This window comes from Cyanobium sp. ATX 6F1 (genome assembly GCF_024346315.1).
Taxonomy (GTDB): Bacteria; Cyanobacteriota; Cyanobacteriia; order PCC-6307; family Cyanobiaceae; genus ATX-6F1.
Genome location: NZ_JAGQCS010000001.1, coordinates 26,226 through 45,399, shown reverse-complemented (window position 1 = coordinate 45,399; position 19,174 = coordinate 26,226). Strand labels below are relative to the sequence as shown.

Sequence of the window (19,174 nt, the reverse complement as noted above, 5' to 3'; positions counted from 1 at the left end):
GAGGTGGGGGAGCCGAAATTCGGTGCGGACTCCCCGACCGAATGTGACCGAGGAAACCTTCTGGTCGTGATTCGGGCTGCGATGGGCCCGGTTCAGGTCAGGGATCGACCCAGCGGCCGTCTTCCTTGATCAGGGCGATCAGGGCCTCCACCCCTTCGGCTTCCGGCACCCGGCGAATCTCCTCACGGCCGCGGTAGAGGGAGATGGTGCCGGGGGTCTTGCCGACGTAGCCGTAGTCGGCATCGGCCATCTCGCCGGGGCCGTTGACGATGCAGCCCATCACGGCGATGTCCAGGCCGGTGAGGTGGGCGGTGGCGTTGCGCACCACATGCAGCACCTCCTCCAGGTTGAACAGGGTGCGGCCGCAGCTGGGGCAGGCCACGTATTCGACCATCGTTTTGCGCAGGCCCAGGGCCTGCAGGATCGAGTAGCAGACCGGGATCTCCTTCTCGGGTGCCTCGGTGAGCGACACCCGGATCGTGTCGCCGAGGCCCTCGGCCAGCAGGGTGGCGATGCCGGCGGTGCTCTTGATGCGGCCGTAGTCGCCGTCGCCGGCTTCGGTGACGCCCAGGTGCAGCGGGTAGTGGAAGCCTTCGCTATCCATGCGGTCGGCCATCATCCGGTAGGCGGCCAGCATCACCGGCGCCCGCGAGGCCTTCATCGAAACCACGATGTTGTGGAAGTCGAGGCGATCGCAGATGTGAATGAACTCCATGGCGCTCTCCACCATCCCCAGGGGGGTGTCGCCGTAGGTGAACAGCATGCGTTCGGCCAGCGATCCGTGGTTGACGCCGATGCGCAGGCCCTTGTCCTGCTCCTTGAGCAGGCTCACCAGCGGCTCGAGCGTGGACTGGATCCGTTCACCGATCGCCGCCACCTCCTCGGGTGTGAACTCGGTGCGGTTGGGGTCGGGTTTGTCGAACACATAGAGGCCAGGGTTGATGCGCACCTTGTCGACATGCTGGGCCACCTCCAGGGCGATCTTCATGCCGTTGTGGTGCACATCGGCCACCAGGGGCACGGGGCGGTAGCTGTCTTCGAGGCGCCTGCGGATCTCCCCCACGGCCCGGGCATGGCCGAGGCTCGGCACCGTGAGCCGCACGATCTCGCAGCCCGCCTCGTGCAGGCGACGAATGCCGGCGGTGGCCCCTTCGATGTCGAGGGTGTCCTCATTGATCATCGACTGCACCACCACCGGGTGCTCGCTGCCGACCCAGATGTCGCCCACCCGCACGCTGCGGGTCTTGCGGCGGGTGATCACCGTGGCGTAGCGGGGATCATTGGCCCAGTCCCGGGCTCCGCCCTCGGGGGAAGCGGTGTCGGGGCGGGCCAGGGTGCCGGTCATCGCAGGGGGGGCCGGAGGTGGACCAAGCCTGTCACAAACGGGGCGGCAGCGGCTGCTCCTGGCCGCTGGTCGGTCCATCGAGGCGATCCAGCCGCCGCCTGACCTCCAGGAAATCTGCGGCGGTGTGCCAGCGGGGCGAGCCCGGTTCCATGGAGGAGAAGCGCAGCAGGTAGGAGGGATGGAACACCGGCATCAGCCAGCGCCCTTGCCAGCTCTGCCATTGCCCCCGCATCCGCGAGAGCCCACCTCGGACCCCCAGCAGTGCCTCCACGGCCGTGGCTCCGGCCAGCACCACCAGCGCCGGATTCACCTGCTCCAGCTGGCGATCCAGCCAGGGCCGGCAGGCCGCCAGCTCGGCCGCCGCGGGCTTTCGGTTGCCCGGCGGCCGGCACTTGATCGCGTTGCAGATGTAGGCCTCCCGCTCGCTGCTGATGCCGGCGCCGGCCAGCAACTGGTCCAGCAGCCGGCCGGAGCGGCCCACGAAGGGCCGCCCGCTGGCGTCCTCCTCGGCGCCGGGGGCCTCGCCGATCAGCATCAGCCGCGCGCCGCTCGGGCCCCGGCTCACCACGGCCCCATGGCGGCCCGCTGCCAAGGGACAGCGCACGCAGGCCTGGCAGGCCTCACGCAGCTGCTGCTCGGGATCCATGGGCCCGGCGGCGCTGGGGCGTTCCGCATCCTGACGCAACGAAGATGCAGGTTCGATCCCGTTTCGGCAGGAGCCATGGGGCAGGATGGCCCTCTTTCAGGCGTTCCTGCGGCGGAGCGCTGCTTGCGATGCAGCCCCCGTTGAGGCTCTCTGCAAGGGCCGAAGCTCTGCAGCCCTCCCTGACCCTGGCGATCGCCGCCCGCGCCAAGCAACTGCGGGCCGAGGGGCAGGACGTCTGCAGCCTCAGCGCCGGCGAACCCGACTTCGAGACCCCCGCCTTCATTCGTCAGGCCGCTACGGCGGCCTTGGAGAGCGGTCACACCCGCTATGGCCCGGCCGCCGGTGAGCCGGAACTGCGCGAAGCGATTGCCGTCAAGCTCAGCCGCGAGAACGGCATTCCCACCAGCTCCGCCCAGGTGCTGGTCACCAACGGTGGGAAGCAGGCCCTGTTCAACCTGTTTCAGGTGCTGCTCGGACCCGGAGATGAGCTGCTGCTGCCCTCCCCCTACTGGCTCAGCTACCCAGAGATGGCCCGCTTGGCCGGTGCCTCGGTGCGGCTGTTGCCCAGTGCCGCCGCCGAGGGGTTCCGCTTCGACGCCGAGCGTCTGGAGGCGGCGATCACCCCCGCCAGCAAGCTGCTGGTGCTCAACAGCCCCGGCAACCCCACCGGCGCCGTGCTCAGCCGCGCCGAGCTTGAGGCGATCGCTGCGGTGTTGCGCCGCCATCCCCAGGTGGCGGTGGTCTGCGATGAGATCTACGAATTCCTGCTGGCCCCTGGCCAGGAGCACCACAGCTTCGGGGCTGTGGCCCCAGACCTGCTCGATCGGGTGTTCGTGGTCAATGGCCTCGCCAAGGGCTGGGCGATGACCGGCTGGCGAATCGGTTATCTGGCCGGCCCCCTGCCGGTGATCGCCGCCGCCAGTGCGCTCCAGAGCCAGAGCACCAGCAACGTCTGCAGCTTTGCCCAGTACGGGGCCCTGGCCGCGATCAGCGGCCCGAGGGACTGCGTGCGGGCCATGGCCGAGCAGTTCAACCAACGCCGCGCCCTGCTCACAGCCGGGCTGCAGGCGATCGCCGGTCTCACGCTCACCCCACCCTCGGGGGCCTTCTACGCCTTCCCGGATGTGAGTGCCTATGGGCTCGATTCGATGAGCTTCTGCAACCGCCTGCTGGAGCAGGAGGGGCTGGCGGTGGTGCCGGGTGTGGCCTTCGGCGACGACCGCTGCATCCGCCTCTCCTGTGCCGCCTCCCCTGCCACGATCACCGACGGCCTGGAGCGACTCGAGCGTTTCCTGGCCAGCCTCTGAACTCTCCTCACTGAATCCATGCGCCTCCGACAACCCTGGGCCGCCGTCGTCAGCGGATTGGCCGTACTGACCGCAACGGCGGCCGTGCTTCCCCTCAGCAGTGGTCTTCTCAATGGGGCCCAGGCCCAAAGCCAGCCCGCCGCCACCAGGGTGCTGCGCATCGGCGCGATCCCCGACCAGAAGCCGGAGAAGCTGAACCGGCTCTACGGGCAGCTGGCCGATGAACTCAGCCGCCAGCTTGGTTTCAAGGTCAAATACGTGCCCGTCATCGACTACGCCGCCGCCGTCACGGCGTTCCGCACGGGCGATCTGGACCTGGTCTGGTTCGGCGGCCTCACCGGCGTGCAGGCCCGCCTCCAGAAGCCCGGCGCCCGGGTGCTGGCCCAGCGGGACATCGACGTGCAGTTCCACAGCGTCTTCATCGCCAACGCCCGCAGCGGCCTCAAGCCGGTGCTCAATGGGAAGGGGCTGAATCAACTGAAGGGCAAGCGCTTCACCTTCGGATCCGAGAGCTCCACCTCCGGCCGGCTGATGCCCCAGGTCTTCCTGGCCAAGGCGGGCGTGAAGCTCACGGATTTCAGCGGCGGTGCCCCGGGCTTCAGCGGCAGCCATGACGCCACCATCGCCCTGGTTCAGAGCGGCGCCTATGACGCCGGCGCCGTCAATGAACAGGTCTGGAAAACCAGCCTGCATGAGCGCAAGGTCGATCGCAGCAAGGTGATTGCGATCTGGCGCACCCCCGGCTATCCCGATTACCACTGGATCGCCCAAGGCGATCTGGACAAGCGCCTGGGCAAGGGCACGACCGATCGGATCACGGCGGCCCTGGTGTCCCTGCGGCGCACCAACCCCAGCCAGGCCTCGATCCTGGAGCTGTTCGGCGCCCAGCAGTTTGTGCCCGCCAAGGCCGATCAGTATGCGGCGATCGAGAAGATGGGCCGGGAAATCGGCAAGATCCGCTGAGATCAGCCCAGGGGCCAGGCCTTCCTCCCGTCCCGCCAACCCATCGTTGGGGGTGGTGGGGGGAGTGCCTGGGGTGGACAACTTTTTTCATTCTGGGCAGAGAGAAGTCATTCGTTGAAATCGTTCATCCTGGGCCCATGGAGATCACTCCAGAGTTGTGATCTTTTTGGGCGGATTGACCCTGCTGATTTGTACCTTACGATCCCTAAAATCTCCCATTGGCGTGTGTTCCAGCTCAACCGAACCAGACCTGTTGGCCTTGGGCTGGCCCTGTCCACCGTTCTGGTGGCCTCCTCATCGCTGGCCCTCGCCGCCGCCGGCCCGGTGAGCCGGCTTCAGTTCACCCAGTTCATTGAGGACCGACCCACCCCCGTGGTGGATGCAGCCGTCCACGTGGTTCCCTGTGCGCCGATCAATGCCACCTGCCGGGACCTGCTGAACGCCCTGGCGGCTCCGTTCCGGGTGAAGCAGGTCTGGACGGGGGCGTCGATCTCCCAGGCACTGACCAGGGCGGAAGGCCAGCTGGTGGTTCAAAAGGGTCATCGGCTCCTCCGCACCGATGCCGCGGGCAGCGCGCGCCTCTCTTGCCCCACCGCCAACTGCCTGGTGTTCGCGGCCTCCACGTCGGCGGGCCGCATAGCGGCGGGCCGCACGGTGGTCTGGAGCTTCCTGCAACCGCTCGGCCGCTCCCGTGAGCTGCTTCCCTCCGCCGGCCTCAGTGTGGTGACCGCCCCTCCGGCGGCTGACCCTGGAGCGCGCGAGCTGCGTTGGATCGCTGCTGCCGCCCTGGCCACGACGCTCTTGCTGGCGGTCTTGCTGCTGGTGGTTCTGCATGAACGCCGGCAGATGCGCCGCCGCTCCGAGGAACTGCTCAGCACGCTCAGGGCGGAAGCCAAGTTCGAAATCGCGACCCTCAACGTGGCCGTCGAGGCGATCCACAGCATCCTGGGGGTGATCAAGCAGGGCGGCGTTCACGGACCAGCCGTGCCGCCCATGCTCCATGGGACTGAAGGTGAGGCTTCCGATCAACTCCCATCCAATCAGCAGCAAACAGAGACAGATGCGGTCGTTACGCCGCTGGGCCCCGGTGAATCCCCCACGGTTGCCGCTGGAGAGATCACCACCCTGCTGGAGCTGGAGCAGGCCGCGATGGAGGCTCGCCGCCTGCGCTTGGCCCTGGATCAAAGCGCCGAGCTGTTTCAGCAGGCTCTCGCCATCCAACCCCAGGCCGAGCAGGTCGCCGATCGCCTCGAGATCGCCGTGGACGAAGCGACCTCGCTCCTGCCGATCTTCGAGAACCGGCTCATGGAGCTGCGCGCCGCACGGCGGAGCGAACCCTCGCCCCAGGTCGCGATGGAGCCGCTCCCCCCAGCGGTGACGGAGGGCCTGATGGGCAGCGAGCCACCCCGATCGGATCAGGCGGAGGCTCCGAAGGGCACCCGGCTGGGCCAGGTGCTGCCCATCGCTCAGCCCGAGCGGAACAGCTCCAGCGATCCGCCCCCGTCCTGAAGCTGGCCATCGGCCGCTGGGGGAGTGGGAGCATGAACCAATCCGTTTGACGAGCGCCCCTGAGCGGGCGTTGAGATGCACCAGCGATGAACCTGCCCCCCGTTCTCGAACTCCAGGGGATTCAGGTGCCCGGCCGCGGGCAGCCTCGGCTGCAGGACATTTCGCTGCAGATCCAAGTGGGTGAGCGCGTGGCGCTGCTCGGCTCCAGCGGCGCCGGCAAGAGCACCCTGCTGGCGGTGGCCAACGGCATGCTCCAGCCCAGCGCCGGTGTGGTGCGCTGGCAAGGGCAACCCCTGGCCCGCTCCCGCCGCCACAGGCGCCGCCAGCAGGCCCGCATCGGCACCCTCTGGCAGGACCTGCGCCTGATCGAGGAGCTGACGGTGCAGCAGAACCTCAACGCCGCCCGGCTGGCGGTCTGGGGCTGGCCCCGGGCCCTGCTCAATCTGTTGCTGCCCCTGGAGACGGCCGCCTGCGCCGCCGCCCTCGGGCGCGTTGAGCTGGAGCCGGCCCTGCTGGGCCAGCCGGTGACGGCCCTCTCCGGCGGCCAGCGCCAGCGCGTGGCCCTGGCGCGGCTGCTGCGCCAGGAACCGTTGCTGCTGCTGGCCGACGAACCCCTGGCCAGCCTTGATCCGCGGCTGGCCGCTGAACTGCTGGATCTGTTGCTGCGCCAGGCCAGGGCGCCCCGCGCCCTGCTGCTCAGCCTGCACCGCCCCGACCTGCTGGAGGGGTTCGACCGGGTGATCGGCCTGCGCCAGGGCCGCCTGCTGTTCGATCGCCCGGTGGTCGAGCTGAGGGCCGGGCTGGGGGCTGAACTGGCTGTGGAGACCCTGACCCAGCTCTACGCCGAGGGGCCGTGAGCGTTCGGCTGCGGCCCGCCCCGCCGCTGCTGCTGCTGCTGCCGGCCCTGGCCCTGGTGCCGGTGCTGCTGGCGCTGCCGTCCATGGCCCATGGGGGTGGCTGGGAGTTGATCGGCCAGTTCCTGGCGGCGGCCCTGCGGCCGTCGTTGGATCCGCAGGTGCTGGGCTCGGCCCTCTCGGGCCTGGTGGTCACCGTGGCGATCGCCCTGCTGGGCTGGTCTCTGAGCCTGGCCCTGGGGCTGCTGGGGGGGCTGCTCAGCTCCCGCACCCTCTGGCAGAGCAGCTCGGGCCAGCGCTGGCCGGCGGAGCTGATTCGCCGGCTGCTGGCCGTGCCCCGCTCGATCCATGAGCTGCTTTGGGGTCTGCTGCTGCTGCAGGTGCTGGGGCTGGATCCAGCCGTGGCGGTGCTGGCGATTGCCCTGCCCTTCGGCGCCCTGGTGGCGCGGGTGGTGGGCGACCAGCTCGATGCCTTGCCCACCACGCAACTGGAGGCCCTGCGGGCGGCGGGGGCCCCGGCCGGGCCGGCGCTGCTCACGGCCCTGGGGCCGGCCCTGCTGCCGGGGGTGATCAGCTACGGGGGCTACCGGCTGGAGTGCGCCCTGCGCAGCGCCACCCTGCTGGGGGTGTTCGGCCTCGGTGGCCTGGGCACCGACCTGCGCCTCACCCTGCAGTCCCTGCAGTTCAATGAGCTCTGGAGCGGCCTGTGGCTGCTGCTGGCGGTGATGCTGTTGCTGGAGGCGCTGGTGCGGCTGCTGCGACGCCGCTGGTGCCTGCCCACCCGCTTTGGGGCTGGGACCGTGGTGGTCGGCCGGCGGGGCCGGGAGATCGCCCTGATGATTCTGCTGCTGCTGCCGCTCCTGCTGGTGCTGGCCCGAGCCCTGGAGGTCGATCCCCTCTCGCTCTTTCCTGGGAGCGCACTGCCCAACTGGGGCGCCAGCCTGCGGCCGGATGAGCTGCTGGCCCTGCCCTGGGCGGCCCTGGTGGCTCAGACCCTGGGACTGACCCTGCTGGCCGCCGCCCTGGCGGTGGGCCTGGCACCACTGCTGCTTTTGCTCGTGGCCCCCTGGCCCTGGGGACGGGCGCTGTTGCAGCTGGTCTGGGCCTTGGGGCGCCTGTGGCCGCCGCCGCTCACGGCCCTGCTGCTGTTGTTCGTGCTCAAGCCCGGCCTGGTGACGGCCGCCCTGGCCCTGGGTTTCCACAACCTGGGCATCCTCGGCCGCCTGCTGCTGGAGGCGGCCGAGGCCGCCCCATTGGGGGCCGAGCAGGCCCTGGCGGCGGCAGGCACCGGGCCGCGGCTGGCGTTGCTCTATGGCCGTTACAGCGCCCTGGCCCGCTCCTACCTGGCCTATGGCGCCTACCGCAGCGATGTGATCCTGCGCGAAACGGTGGTGGTGGGGCTGGTGGGAGCCGCCGGGCTGGGCACCGCTCTGCTGGAGGCGCTCAGCTCCTTCGCCTGGGACCAGGTGCTGGCCCTGATGGCGGCCTATGCCCTGCTCACCCTGGTGGGGGAAGATCTCTCCGACCGTGCCCGAAGGCGACTGCTCGCATGTCCTTGATCGCCGTGCCGCGCAAGCTGGTGGTGCTGGGGGACAGCGGCGTCTTCGGCTGGGGGGACCCGGAGGAGGGCGGCTGGTGCGAGCGCTTGCGGTGCCACTGGATGGCGCTGCCGGAGGCGCCCGTGCTCTACAACCTGGGGGTGCGCGGCGATGGCCTCGAGCGGCTGGCGGCGCGGCTGGGCCCGGAGGTGGGTCGGCGCGGTGAACTGCGGCGCCAGAGCCCCCAGGGGGTGTTGCTGTCGATCGGTCTCAACGACACCGCCCGGGTGGGCCGCCCGGATGGCCGCCACCAGCTGGCCCCCGAAGCCTTCCTGTTCGGCCTGCAGCAACTGCTGCGGGAGGCCAAAGCCCTGGCGCCGGTGCTGGTGCTGGGGCTCACCCCGGTGGATGGGGCGGTGATGCCCTTCGCCGACTGCCTCTGGTACGACCTGGAGACCGTGGCGCACTACGAGTGCCTGCTGGAGGAGGCCTGCCTGGAGGCGGACGTGCCCTTTCTGCCTCTGCTGGAGAGCTTCACCGGCGAGCGCCAGTGGCTGCAATGGCTGTGTGGCGATGGGGTGCACCTCAATGGCGAGGGCCACCGCCGCGTCTACGAGCGTGTCAAGACCTGGCCCGCCCTGTTGCGCTGGGCCGACCTCGAGCCGCTGCGGCTGCGCACCCCAGCCTTCTGAGCGCAGGGATCGCACTCCAGGAGAACAACGACCGGGCGCGCCAGCGGTTCAGTTGTGACCAGATCCTCCTCGATCTCCCCCATTTGGGGGAGGCGAATTCCATCGGCCGGGTGAGAACCGCAGGTGCGGGCCAGGGCGACCGTGAAAACACGGACGTTCCGACCCCTCACCGCCCCCGCCATGGCCAGTTCACAACCCCTGCATGCGCTCAACGCCAACCTGCTGCGGGCCTACGGCCGCCAGGGCGACATCAAGGCCCGCAACCGGCTCGTGGAGCTGAACCTGCCGCTGGTGCGCAAGGTGGCCCATCAGGAGAGCCAGCGCACCGATCTGCCCTACGACGATCTGCTCCAGCTGGGTTGCCTGGGGCTGATCCAGTCGATCGAGGCCTTCGATGCCTCCCGTCAGAGCGCCCTGAGCAGCTTTGCGGTCCCCTACATCCGTGGCTCGATCCGCCATTTTCTGCGTGATCGCCACCCGGCCCTGCGCTGCCCGCGGCGCCTGCGGGAACTGCACCAGCGTGGCCAGGCCCTGCAACAGCAGCGCCAACACCGTGGCGAACAGCCCCTGGGGGAGGCGGCCCTGGCGGAAGCGCTGGGATGCAGCGCTGCGCTGTGGCACGAGGCGGTGGCGGTGCACCGGGCCCTGCAGGTGCGCAGCCTCGATGCGCCCTCTGGCGGCGATGGCGGCAGCGGAAGTGGTAGAGGCCGTGGGCTTGGAAGCGGCGACGCGGGGCCGCTCACCGGCCTTGATCAGCTCGCCTCCCTGGGCGATCCAGGGCTTGCCGCCCTCGACGAACGCGCCGAGGAGCGGCCCTTGACTGATTCCCAGCGGGCCCTGCGCCAAAAGCTCGGGCAGATGGACCCCCTGCTGCGCCAGCTGCTGGAGGGGCGCTTGCTCTACGGGGCCAGCTGGCAGGAACTGGGGGAGACCCTGGGCCTGCATGCCCGCATGGCCCGCCGTCGCTTCGAGACTCTGATCGAGGAGCTGCGTCAGGAGCTCCAGCCCGTTCGCGTCTGAGCGCTGGCGAACGCTCAGGCGATCGCCCACGCCTGGGCCATGGTCATGGCCAGCACCGCAGCGATCAGGGTCTGAAGCGCATTCACCAGCTCGTTGCTGAGCCAGCGCAGGCGCGGCTGCAGCGTGGCGCCGATCAGGCTCTCGATCAAGGTGGCCGCCAGGGCCACGGCGCTCACCAGGGCGAAGGCCGCCGCGCCGCTGAGCAGACCCAGGCGCTCCATCACCAGCGCCATCAGCAGCGCTCCCACCAGGCTGGCGGCGGTGCCCTCCAGGCTGATCGCCCCTTCGGTGCCAGGGGGCACCGGGCGCAGGGTGGTGATCGCCACGGTGTGGCGGCCCCAGCGTTTGCCGATCTCACTGCCGAAGGTGTCGGCGAGCTTGGCGGCGAAGCTGGCGGAAAAACCAAGCAGCAGCAGGGGCACCGGCGCCGACGGCAGCACCGTGAGCAGGGCCAGGCTGGCCCCCGTGGCGGCCGACCCCCAGACGTTCTCTGGGCCGCGGCGGCCGCCCCGGGCTTCCGCCAGCCCGGCCGCCTGCTTCTGTTTCAGCCCCAGCCGGGTCACCAGCGAACCCAGGGCCAGGTAGAGCACCACCGCCCACCAGCCCGTCCAGCCCAGGGACCCCAGCAGCAGGGTGCCCAGCACCCCGGCATGGACCCAGCCCGATGGGGTGAGCAGCGGCAGGCGCTGGGCGACGGCGATCAGGGCACCGTTGAGGGCCAGGGCCCAGATCCAGCCCCAGAGGCTGCCGGGCAGGTCCTGGGGGGGGAGTTCGATCAAGGCGCCGCTGCGACCCTCACATGTTGCATGGCCTTAAGGGCCCCGCCCCGGGGCCCTGGCGCGGCGGATAATCGAACCATTCGGCTTGTACGGCTGGCGCCATGGTGTTCGACGTGTTCAAGCGCAAGGGTTTCTTCCTCACCTTTGATGACACCGCGGCCAAGCAGCCAGCCACCGTGGCTCCGGTGGCAGCGGAGCCGGTGAAGCAGGCCCCGGACGCCAAGTCCCCGGCAGCCGTCGTTACCGTCATAACCAAGCCCGCAAAGCTGACCAAGCAGGACGCCCAACAAGGCGGCCCAGCGTCCACGGCTCCCGCCACAGCTGTGGCGGCCGCTGTACCCGCCGAACTCGCCGATGGCACGGTGCTCACCACCGCCGAGGCGATCGCCGCCCAACTGGCCGCCGAGCAGGCCAGCCGCCCGGCCCCCAGCCAGGCCACCTTCGCCCCCGCCAACCTTGCCCCTGGCGGTGCCCTGCCCCGGCGCCGCAAGCGCGGTGGCGCCAACCTGGCCCCCTTCCGCGCCGTCGCCGCCAGCCTGTTCCGTCAGTAGGCCCCTACGGGGAATTTTGACCTTGGGCTTGGGGCGAGGCCGGCCTGGCCCGCGGCAGCTTCTGGCGACCAGCGCCAAGGGAGGCATCCGGTATGGGCTCGGCGCATCCGGCGCTCCCGTCGCCGTTGACACCAACCACGCTGCCTCTGGTGCTTGCGTTCGCTTGCAGCCCCCACCGGTGGCGTTAAGGTGCCGCCACCCACCACGCCGCAGCCCTCCGTGACCCTGTCCGCCACGCCCCCCACCACGGCTGATCTGACCCGCCTGGCGGGCCTGGTGGACCCGGATTTCCCGGTCACCGCCCCGGCGGCGAACCCGGTGTTTTATCGCACCTACAGCCGCAAGACCCCCAGCGGCCGCGAGAGCTGGCACCAGGTGAGCGAGCGCAACCTTGAGGGCCTGCGCAGGCTTGGGGATCTCAACGCCGATGAGGTGGCGTTGCTGCGGCGCATGCAGCAGCGTCAGAAGGCCCTGCCCTCGGGCCGCTGGCTGTGGATCGGCGGCACCGAGTGGATCGAGCAGACCCAGAACTTCTCCGGCGCCTACAACTGCACCTCCACCAACCTGATCGACTGGGAAGCCTTCGCCCTGATGATGGATCTGGCGATGATGGGCTGCGGCACCGGCGCCATCATTGAGCCGCGCCTGATCGAGCGCCTGCCGGCGGTGCGCAACCAGCTGGTGATCTCCGGCGTCACCGACATCGGCGCCACCCCGGCCCAGCTGCGCCAGGAGGCCACCACCCACCGGATCGACGGCCAGCGCGTCGCCATCAAGGTGGGCGACACCCGCGGTGGCTGGGTGGAGAGCTACCGGCTGCTGCTGGAGCTGTGCAGCGACGAGCGCTTTGACGCCGGCGCGCCGATCGAGGTGAGTGTGGATCTCTCCGATGTGCGCCCGGTGGGGGAAACCCTCAAGGGCTTCGGCGGAATGGCCAACCCGGTGAAACTCAAAGACCTCTACGGCCGCGTCGCCAGCCTGCTCAACAAGGCGATCGGCCGTCAGCTCACCTCCGTGGAGTGCTGCCTGCTGATCGATGAGGCCGCGGTCACGATCGTGGCGGGCAACATCCGCCGCAGCGCCGGCATGCGCCAGTTCGCCGCCGATGACACCGCCGCCTCCACCGCCAAGGACAACCTCTGGCAGCAGGACAGCGAGGGCAACTGGCGCATCGACCCGGAGCGCGATGCGTTGCGCATGGCCAACCACACCCGCGTCTTCCACACCCGGCCGGACCGCGAGACGGTGCTGCAGGCGGTGATCAAGCAGTTCCAGTCGGGGGAAGGGGCGATCCAGTTCGCCCCCGAGGCGATCGCCCGCTCCAATGCCGATCTGCTCTCCACCGCCGAGCTGCGCAGTGAATTCATCGACCTCTACGTGGATCAGGGCCGGGAGGAGGCCGGCCGCTGGCTGCAGCTGAACCACCCGGAGATCGGCGCGGCCGAGCTGGAGCACCGGCTCAACCGCTACGGCCTCAACCCCTGCGGCGAGATCCTCGGCGCTGACTTCCACTGCAACCTGGCCGAAATCCACCTCAACCAGATCGACCCGGCCGATCTGCAGGCCCAGGAGGATGCCTTCCGCGCCGCCGGTCTGGCGGTGGCCTGCCTGCTCAACCACCGCTTCGAGGTGGAGCGCTACCGCCAGAGCCGCGCCTGGGATCCGATTGTGGGGGTGAGCTTCACCGGCCTGTTCGACTTCTTCGTGCATGCCTTCGGCACCCCCTGGCTGAAGTGGTGGGAGGAGGGCCGCCCGGAAACCGCCGAAGGCCAGTCGTTCAAGGCCCAAGAAGCCGTCTTCCTCTCCCGTTGGAAGACCTTCGTGAACGAGGCGGTGTGGGACTACTGCGACCGCCACGGCCTGCGCCGTCCCAACCGCTGCACCACCGTGCAGCCCGCCGGCACCAAGAGCCTGCTCACCGGGGCCTCCCCCGGCTGGCACCCCCCCAAGGCCCAGCGCTTCATTCGCCGCATCACCTTCCGCAAGAACGATCCGGTGGCCCTGGCCTGCCTCGACTACGGCTATTCGATCGTGCCGTCGCAATCCGACAAAGACGAGAACGGCCGCCTGCTGGATGATCCCTTTGATCCCCGCTGCACCGAGTGGTTGGTGGAGATCCCGACGGAGGTGAGCTGGGCCAACATCCCCGGTGCCGATGCGGTGGAGATCAACAACTTCTCAGCCCTCGCCCAGTTCGATTTCTACATGCAGGTGCAGAAGCACTACACCGCCCACAACACCTCCGCCACCGTGGAGTTCCGCGAGAGCGAGATCGAGCCCCTGGCCGACGCCATCCACAGGGCGATCGATGACGGCGAGGGCTACATCTCCGCCGCCCTGCTGGCACGCTTCGATGCCAACGCCACCTTCCCCCGCCTGCCATTTGAGCCGATCGATCACACCACCTACCTGCGCCTGCTGGAGGAGGTCAAGGCCCGCCGTCAGGGTGACGACTTCTTTGAAGCCCTGCAGCGCTACGACGGCGCTGAACTGATGGAGGCCGGTCCCGCTGGCTGTGACTCCGATAAGTGCCTGTTGCCCCTGGCCAAGCCCTGACGGGCCAGGGGTCTCGCCAGAGGGGGTTCCGTGGGACCATGGTGAAGGCGCCCCATGGGCACCAGGGAGAGGTGGTCGAGTGGTTGATGGCTCTGGTCTTGAAAACCAGCGAAGTGAAAGCTTCCGTGGGTTCGAATCCCACCCTCTCCGTTCTCTCCATCACCGCAGAATCCATTTGATCCGAAGGCCTCGCAGGCTCTCGCCATGGTGAACACCCGCCGCCGACCCCGCTGGATCATTGCCTCGATCGCCCTTGGGGCTGTGCTGGTGGCGGCGCTGGTGCTGACGATCCAGCATCAGCAACAGGAACGCCGGCGCGCCCAGTGCTTAGAGCAGCGCAAGGCCCTGGGCAGCTTCAAGACCGGCGTGCTCGATGCCCGCATCGCCGAGATGCGCCAGATCCGCCTCAACCCCAGCCAGGCCCAGGCCCTGCGCGAGACGGACGTGAAGGCCTTCATCAACTATTCCGCTCTCTACGGCCAGAAGGTGGAGGCGGCGGCCGCCGCCAGCGAACGCTTGGCGGAACTGGCCAGCGCCTTCGGCGCCTCGGGCTGCCTGGAACTCAAGCGGTGAGATCGGCCCCAGGGCGGCCGGATCAGCGCGTCAAAGGCCTGGCGCCGTTGGTGCCGGTGGCAGCGGTTGGAGGGGGGCGTCCATCACCGGATGCTCGATGGCCTCGCGCAGCAACTCCCGTTCCAGGGAGGTGACCCGCATGGCCTTGAGGCAGTACTTGCAGCCGCCGGTGGTCTGCAGATGCTTCTCCGGTGTGATCGAGATTTCTTTGACCGGATGGTTGCGGCAGCGGATCTTGATTGGTGATTTGTAACTGCGGTAGTTGATCGACGCGTAGTCGTAGGCGTCGCCGAAACGAATCCGTGCCCGATCGAGGAACAGCTCATGGCTGATTGGATTCCCCATGCCTGCGCTGCGTCGGGCGTGCCGTTCGAAGGCCAATCCTAGGGAGAGGGCGCCGGTCGAGGTCCCCTCGCGATCCATCCTTCAGAACTCTTTGCCCCATCTCAGGCTTGGCCCAGGTAGCCCTTCAACCCCAGGCCAGCTGTTCTGATGCGCCCTCAGGCCGGATCGCCAGAAGAGGCTGGTGACCGCCCTGAGCTGATGTGAAGGTCGGGGAGGGTCACCGCCCCACGGCCATCACTGCCCACCAGCGTTGTGGCATCGCGATAGAGACGGGGGGTTGCCATCAACAACGACCAGGCCCTCCTTCCGCCAACGAGTTGGTAGCTCTCGCCGTAGTTTTCGATCAGCAATTGACGCACCAAGGGGTAGTGGCTGGAGTCGAGATCTGGGAACAGATGGTGTTCGGTGTGGTGGGAGAAGTTCAGGTGCAGCAGGTCGAGCCATTGGGGCATCTGCAGCGAGAGGCTGTTGTCCAGCGGGTCGTTCACCTCCGAGAGCGGACAGAGCATGTGGTTGGTGAAGATGTAGGCGATCGCCACCCCATAGCCGATCCAGATCGGCAGGAAGTAGCCCAGCAGCAGCTTGAGGGGATTGAGATCCAGCCACAGCAGCACCCCCAGATGCAGCAGGGCGATCAGCGCCAATTCCAGACCGATGGCACGGCGCTCCCGGTGGCTGACTCGAAAACCTGCTGGGCCCTGACTGCTGCCGTCGTTGCGCAGCAGAACGGAAAGCAGCAGGCGCAGGTTGTGCACGCCCCAGGAGCTGGAGAGTCCCACCACCAACCAGGGCCAGCTCACCTGCTGGGAGGGCACGAAGAGATCCTGGATGCCCTTACCCCAGCTCTGAGGTTGGCTTTCCAGATAGCCACGGTCTGGATCCGCCAGGGCGTTGGTGTGGCCGTGGTGTTCCCGGTTGTGCACCGCCTGCCAGAGGCTGGGCGGCATCCAGAGCATGGCCAACCCCGCCAGGCCCACCAACCTCCTCCAGGCGCGACCCTTGAGGCTGCGGCCATGGAGCAGGTCGTGGGTGGAAAACAACAGCACCACCACGCTGTTGCCCATCACCAGGGCAAAGGGCAGGAACGCCAACCGGGCGAGGGCGGGCCACTGATCGAGCCGATCGGCCATCACCCAACCCAGGGCCAGGATCGCCAGGTTGATCGCCACCAGTCCCAGACGGTCGGGGTTGGTGCTAAAGGCGCTGGCGGGCAGTCGTGGACGCAGCGCCCTGGCCACGGCGGCCTGGGGGGAAAGCGCTTCGGCTGGAGCGGTTTTGGGCGGAGAAACGTTGGGAGAGAGGGGTTGTGGGGCCAGGGACGGAGTGGTGATCGGGGGCGCTGCCATGCCTGACCACTGCAGCACAGCGGCGCCTGGAACCGCTTTGGGCGAGTTATGCGCCGATCGCTTCAAGATGCGTTACATTTAGTTGAGTTCCTTCACACTTGCCACCCATGACCACCTCCACCGAATCCCGCTTCGGCTTCGTCGCTTTCGCTGAAACCTGGAACGGCCGTCTGGCCATGCTCGGATTCGTGATTGGCCTAGGCACCGAGCTGCTCACCGGCCAGGGCATCCTGTCCCAGATCGGCCTCGGCTGATCCCTCGGCATAAGCCATTGGTCCCTGGCCTGGCCAGGGACTGTCAAGCTTGATCCACCAAGACCCGGCCGGTTCACCCAGCCGGTTTTTTTGGTGGAAGCGCCTCGGGCCCCAAAGCTGCAGCTGGCCCTAGCTGTGGCTGGCCATGTGCTGGATCAGGTCGAGGCACTTGCTGGAGTAGCCCCACTCGTTGTCGTACCAGGACACCACCTTCACGAAGGTGTCGGTGAGGGCGATGCCGGCCTTGGCATCGAACACCGAGGTGCGCGGATCACCGAGGAAATCGGTGGAGACCACTTCGTCCTCGGTGTAGCCCAGCACTCCTTTCATCGGGCCTTCGGAAGCGGCCTTCATCGCCGCCTTGATCTGCTCGTAGCTGGCGGGTCGCTCCAGGTTCACGGTGAGATCCACCACCGAGACGGTGGGGGTGGGCACGCGGAAGGCCATGCCGGTGAGCTTACCGTTGAGCTCTGGGATCACCTTGCCCACCGCCTTGGCCGCGCCGGTGGAGGAGGGAATGATGTTCTGGGCGGCGCCGCGCCCGCCGCGCCAGTCCTTCACCGAAGGACCATCGACGGTCTTCTGGGTGGCGGTGGTGGCATGCACGGTCGTCATCAGCCCATCACGGATGCCGAAGCTGTCGTTGAGCACCTTGGCGATCGGCGCCAGGCAGTTGGTGGTGCAGGAGGCGTTCGAGACGATGTCCTGGCCGGCGTAGCTGCTGTGGTTGACCCCGACCACGAACATCGGCGTGTCGTCCTTGGAGGGGGCTGAGATCACCACGCGACGGGCACCGGCGTCGATGTGGGCCCGGGCCTTCTCATCGGTGAGGAAGAGGCCGGTGGCTTCGAGCACGTACTCGGCGCCGATCGCCCCCCAGTTGAGACTGCGGGGGTCGCGTTCGGAGCTCAGCCGGATCGTGCGGCCGTTCACCACCAGGTGTCCGTTCTCAACGGTCACCTCGCCCTGGAAGCGCCCATGGGTGGAGTCGTGGAGCAACAGGTAGGCGATGTAGTCGGGCTCAATCAGATCGTTGATGCCCACCACCTCGAAGCCCTCGAGCTGGCTGGCCCGGCGGAACACCAGACGGCCGATCCGTCCAAAGCCGTTGATGCCGATCTTGATGGTCAAGGCCGCTGCTCCCGTTCATTCAGGCATCGGGCGAACTTAGGACGCAGGCTCAGGTGAGGGCCTAATCTGCGCACCATTCAGCCCAGCGGCCATGCGCAACCTGCTCAGCCTTTCCCTGGCGTTGCTGGCCATGCTCCAGGCCGGTGCCGCTTTCTCCTGCGAGAAGCACCTGCACGGTCACCAGAACAACTCAGACACCAACAGCGAAGCCAGCCAGCGCTGAAGCGCTGGCTCAGGTCCCGGCGCCCCCGGCCAGCAGGCCCAGGGGTCCGAAGGCCAGCACGGCACCGATCAACAGGAAGGCCACGGCGGCCCAGCGGGTCCAGACCAGGGGAAGCTTGCGCAGGATCAGATAGCTGGCACCACTCACCAGCACCGAGCTCACCAGGGCACCCGTCCACCAGAGCAGTGTGCTGCCGTCTTTCGGTGATTCACCGCCATGGAGCAGGCCGTGGATGCCCACCGCCGCGGCCACCACCACCCCCACCCAGGGGCTGGTGGGATCGATCAGACGGCCGGTGGCCAGGATCAGCAGCCCCACCGAGGAGATCGCCAGGGCCGCCAGCAGCTCGCCGGCGGGCAGCACCATGCCGGCCGCACCGAGGATCGCCCCCAGCACCGCCCCCCCCAGGGCCCAGATCAGCAGTCGCGCGGAGATGAACGAAGCGGCGGCTCCCACCGAGATCAACAGGAACAGATGGTCGAGGCCAAACAGGGGGTGGCCCAGGCCGGCCAGCACACCGCCGTGGACACCACCGTGGGCCTGGGCCGGCAGGGTGCCCAGAAGAACCGCTGAAGCCGTCGCCACCGAGGCGAGGACCGCTGCACTGCGTTTCATCGGCGAAAACCCGTCAATTTCTGGCGTCATCCTGGCATCGACGGCCCTGGCTGGCACTGTTCAAGCTGAACTCCGGACCGGTCCGCCTACGTCTTCAGCGGGCCGTTCACGGCCAGCTCAAACGGCACCACTGCCTTTGGCAGCATCAACAGCGTGCTCACCAGGGCGGCGAGGTCGTCGCTCTGGGTCATCGCCTCGGGGGCGACCACCCGACCGATGCCACGGCTGGCCCCGCTGGTCAGCAGGGTGCGGCTCACTGGGATGGCTTGATGGGCATCAGCTTGCCCGTTCCGGGCTTAACGCCGCTGGACGGGCGACGCTTTGGACGCCTTCACTCAGCCCTCGTTTTCAGCCTCATGGACGCCATCACCCTCGACGACACCGAGGGGCACCAGAAGGATCTGATGCTTGCCGAGCTTGATCTCGAAATCATCCCCGGGCAGCAGACCCAGCAGGTTGGTGTAGGCCTTGCCCACCATCAGATTGCCGTTGAATTGCACTTTGGTCTGGTAGGTGAGCCGGCGCCTGCCGCCCTTGCGGGACCCGTTTCGGGCGCTCAGATCAAGGCCCTTGGCCTCCAGCAGGGCCTCGTAGAAGGCCGTGAAATGGAGCCGTTCACTGCCGTCCTTCAAGGTTGTGACGTAGCCGGAAGCACGTACAAGTTCGGACTTGCTGGCCTCTGAGAGGTCCTTGACAACACCTAAGAGTTCGTCACCAAAAAGCATCGCTCCATTCCAACTTATGTCCTCAATCTATGGGTCTGACGGCGGATGAAGCCCTTTGATTGCCGCAGATGCGCTGCAGGTAGAAGGGTTACATTTCTCCCTGATTTCGCTTCATTCGCTGCGATTGTTGACCTGATTTCACCCAACGCACGCTGCGATCCCGAGCACGATCGGCCCAGGCAGACACCACCGGCCGCCGCAG

At 68.2% G+C, this 19,174-nt stretch carries 21 protein-coding genes and 1 tRNA gene; 13 read left to right on the top strand and 9 right to left on the bottom strand.

All coding sequences use genetic code 11. The features are described from left to right. Positions 1-97: 97 nt before the first annotated feature. Positions 98-1,345, bottom strand: coding sequence for a (E)-4-hydroxy-3-methylbut-2-enyl-diphosphate synthase (gene ispG / locus KBZ13_RS00285; RefSeq protein ID WP_255004950.1), 1,248 nt, complete (start codon positions 1,343-1,345; stop codon positions 98-100). A 31-nt stretch (positions 1,346-1,376) separates the two neighbouring features. After that, positions 1,377-1,991 carry a uracil-DNA glycosylase gene (locus KBZ13_RS00280; protein WP_255005776.1) on the bottom strand — a complete coding sequence of 205 codons (615 nt, stop codon included), beginning with the start codon at positions 1,989-1,991 and terminating at the stop codon, positions 1,377-1,379. Between the two features lie 128 nt (positions 1,992-2,119). On the opposite strand from KBZ13_RS00280, the gene KBZ13_RS00275 reads away from it, so the two are divergent. The 7 genes from KBZ13_RS00275 to KBZ13_RS00245 all read left to right on the top strand — a co-directional run bounded on the left by KBZ13_RS00275 (position 2,120) and on the right by KBZ13_RS00245 (position 9,874). Further along, positions 2,120-3,298: a pyridoxal phosphate-dependent aminotransferase gene (locus KBZ13_RS00275; RefSeq protein ID WP_255004948.1), complete on the top strand. Its 1,179-nt coding sequence runs from the start codon at positions 2,120-2,122 to the stop codon at positions 3,296-3,298. Between the two features lie 18 nt (positions 3,299-3,316). Further along, positions 3,317-4,261, top strand: a complete 945-nt coding sequence (locus KBZ13_RS00270) for a putative selenate ABC transporter substrate-binding protein (RefSeq protein ID WP_255004946.1) — start codon at positions 3,317-3,319, stop codon at positions 4,259-4,261. Between the two features lie 285 nt (positions 4,262-4,546). Further along, positions 4,547-5,770, top strand: coding sequence for a hypothetical protein (locus KBZ13_RS00265; protein ID WP_255004941.1), 1,224 nt, complete (start codon positions 4,547-4,549; stop codon positions 5,768-5,770). A gap of 86 nt (positions 5,771-5,856) precedes the next feature. Further along, positions 5,857-6,627 (top strand): ATP-binding cassette domain-containing protein, encoded by a 771-nt coding sequence (locus KBZ13_RS00260; RefSeq protein WP_255004940.1) that lies wholly within the window; start codon positions 5,857-5,859, stop codon positions 6,625-6,627. Continuing rightward, entirely contained in the window at positions 6,624-8,183 is a 1,560-nt protein-coding gene (locus KBZ13_RS00255; RefSeq protein WP_255004899.1) for an ABC transporter permease subunit, read from the top strand. Before KBZ13_RS00260 ends, KBZ13_RS00255 begins: the two co-directional genes overlap by 4 nt. Further along, on the top strand, positions 8,174-8,854 hold the full coding sequence (locus KBZ13_RS00250; protein ID WP_255004894.1) for a GDSL-type esterase/lipase family protein: 681 nt from the start codon (positions 8,174-8,176) through the stop codon (positions 8,852-8,854). Before KBZ13_RS00255 ends, KBZ13_RS00250 begins: the two co-directional genes overlap by 10 nt. 180 nt (positions 8,855-9,034) lie before the next feature. Further along, entirely contained in the window at positions 9,035-9,874 is an 840-nt protein-coding gene (locus KBZ13_RS00245; protein ID WP_255004890.1) for a sigma-70 family RNA polymerase sigma factor, read from the top strand. Positions 9,875-9,888: 14 nt separating this feature from the next. Here the strand turns inward: KBZ13_RS00245 and KBZ13_RS00240 are convergent, their stop codons facing one another. Next, positions 9,889-10,653 (bottom strand): DUF92 domain-containing protein, encoded by a 765-nt coding sequence (locus KBZ13_RS00240; protein ID WP_255004887.1) that lies wholly within the window; start codon positions 10,651-10,653, stop codon positions 9,889-9,891. A 101-nt stretch (positions 10,654-10,754) separates the two neighbouring features. On the opposite strand from KBZ13_RS00240, the gene KBZ13_RS00235 reads away from it, so the two are divergent. The 4 genes from KBZ13_RS00235 (at position 10,755) to KBZ13_RS00220 (ending at position 14,333) form a co-directional block, all read left to right on the top strand. Further along, positions 10,755-11,204 (top strand): hypothetical protein, encoded by a 450-nt coding sequence (locus KBZ13_RS00235; RefSeq protein WP_255004886.1) that lies wholly within the window; start codon positions 10,755-10,757, stop codon positions 11,202-11,204. Positions 11,205-11,429: 225 nt separating this feature from the next. After that, positions 11,430-13,760, top strand: a complete 2,331-nt coding sequence (gene nrdJ / locus KBZ13_RS00230; protein ID WP_255005774.1) for a ribonucleoside-triphosphate reductase, adenosylcobalamin-dependent — start codon at positions 11,430-11,432, stop codon at positions 13,758-13,760. 65 nt (positions 13,761-13,825) lie between these two features. Then, positions 13,826-13,910 (top strand) — tRNA-Ser (locus KBZ13_RS00225). Between the two features lie 54 nt (positions 13,911-13,964). Beyond that, a complete protein-coding gene (locus KBZ13_RS00220; RefSeq protein ID WP_255004884.1) occupies positions 13,965-14,333 on the top strand; it encodes a hypothetical protein in 369 nt (122 codons plus the stop codon). 30 nt (positions 14,334-14,363) lie between these two features. On the opposite strand, the gene KBZ13_RS00215 is transcribed toward KBZ13_RS00220, so the two are convergent. Next, positions 14,364-14,756 (bottom strand): hypothetical protein, encoded by a 393-nt coding sequence (locus KBZ13_RS00215; RefSeq protein ID WP_409995583.1) that lies wholly within the window; start codon positions 14,754-14,756, stop codon positions 14,364-14,366. A 77-nt stretch (positions 14,757-14,833) separates the two neighbouring features. After that, positions 14,834-16,024 (bottom strand): fatty acid desaturase family protein, encoded by a 1,191-nt coding sequence (locus KBZ13_RS00210; protein WP_255004882.1) that lies wholly within the window; start codon positions 16,022-16,024, stop codon positions 14,834-14,836. A gap of 107 nt (positions 16,025-16,131) precedes the next feature. Here KBZ13_RS00210 and KBZ13_RS00205 point away from each other — a divergent pair, with 107 nt between their 5' ends. Then, on the top strand, positions 16,132-16,278 hold the full coding sequence (locus KBZ13_RS00205; RefSeq protein WP_255004880.1) for a chlorophyll a/b-binding protein: 147 nt from the start codon (positions 16,132-16,134) through the stop codon (positions 16,276-16,278). A 129-nt stretch (positions 16,279-16,407) separates the two neighbouring features. Here the strand turns inward: KBZ13_RS00205 and gap are convergent, their stop codons facing one another. Then, the gene (gene gap, locus KBZ13_RS00200) at positions 16,408-17,409 is read right to left on the bottom strand and encodes a type I glyceraldehyde-3-phosphate dehydrogenase (protein ID WP_255004879.1); all 1,002 of its coding nucleotides are present in this window, start codon (positions 17,407-17,409) and stop codon (positions 16,408-16,410) included. 91 nt (positions 17,410-17,500) lie between these two features. Here gap and KBZ13_RS00195 point away from each other — a divergent pair, with 91 nt between their 5' ends. Then, a complete protein-coding gene (locus KBZ13_RS00195) occupies positions 17,501-17,632 on the top strand; it encodes a hypothetical protein (protein ID WP_255004871.1) in 132 nt (43 codons plus the stop codon). Positions 17,633-17,641: 9 nt separating this feature from the next. On the opposite strand, the gene KBZ13_RS00190 is transcribed toward KBZ13_RS00195, so the two are convergent. The 3 genes from KBZ13_RS00190 to KBZ13_RS00180 all read right to left on the bottom strand — a co-directional run bounded on the left by KBZ13_RS00190 (position 17,642) and on the right by KBZ13_RS00180 (position 18,972). Beyond that, positions 17,642-18,247, bottom strand: coding sequence for a HupE/UreJ family protein (locus KBZ13_RS00190; RefSeq protein ID WP_255004869.1), 606 nt, complete (start codon positions 18,245-18,247; stop codon positions 17,642-17,644). Between the two features lie 86 nt (positions 18,248-18,333). Further along, the gene (locus tag KBZ13_RS00185; RefSeq protein WP_255004868.1) at positions 18,334-18,504 is read right to left on the bottom strand and encodes a hypothetical protein; all 171 of its coding nucleotides are present in this window, start codon (positions 18,502-18,504) and stop codon (positions 18,334-18,336) included. A 78-nt stretch (positions 18,505-18,582) separates the two neighbouring features. Then, on the bottom strand, positions 18,583-18,972 hold the full coding sequence (locus KBZ13_RS00180; RefSeq protein WP_255004867.1) for an AbrB family transcriptional regulator: 390 nt from the start codon (positions 18,970-18,972) through the stop codon (positions 18,583-18,585). Positions 18,973-19,174: the final 202 nt, after the last annotated feature.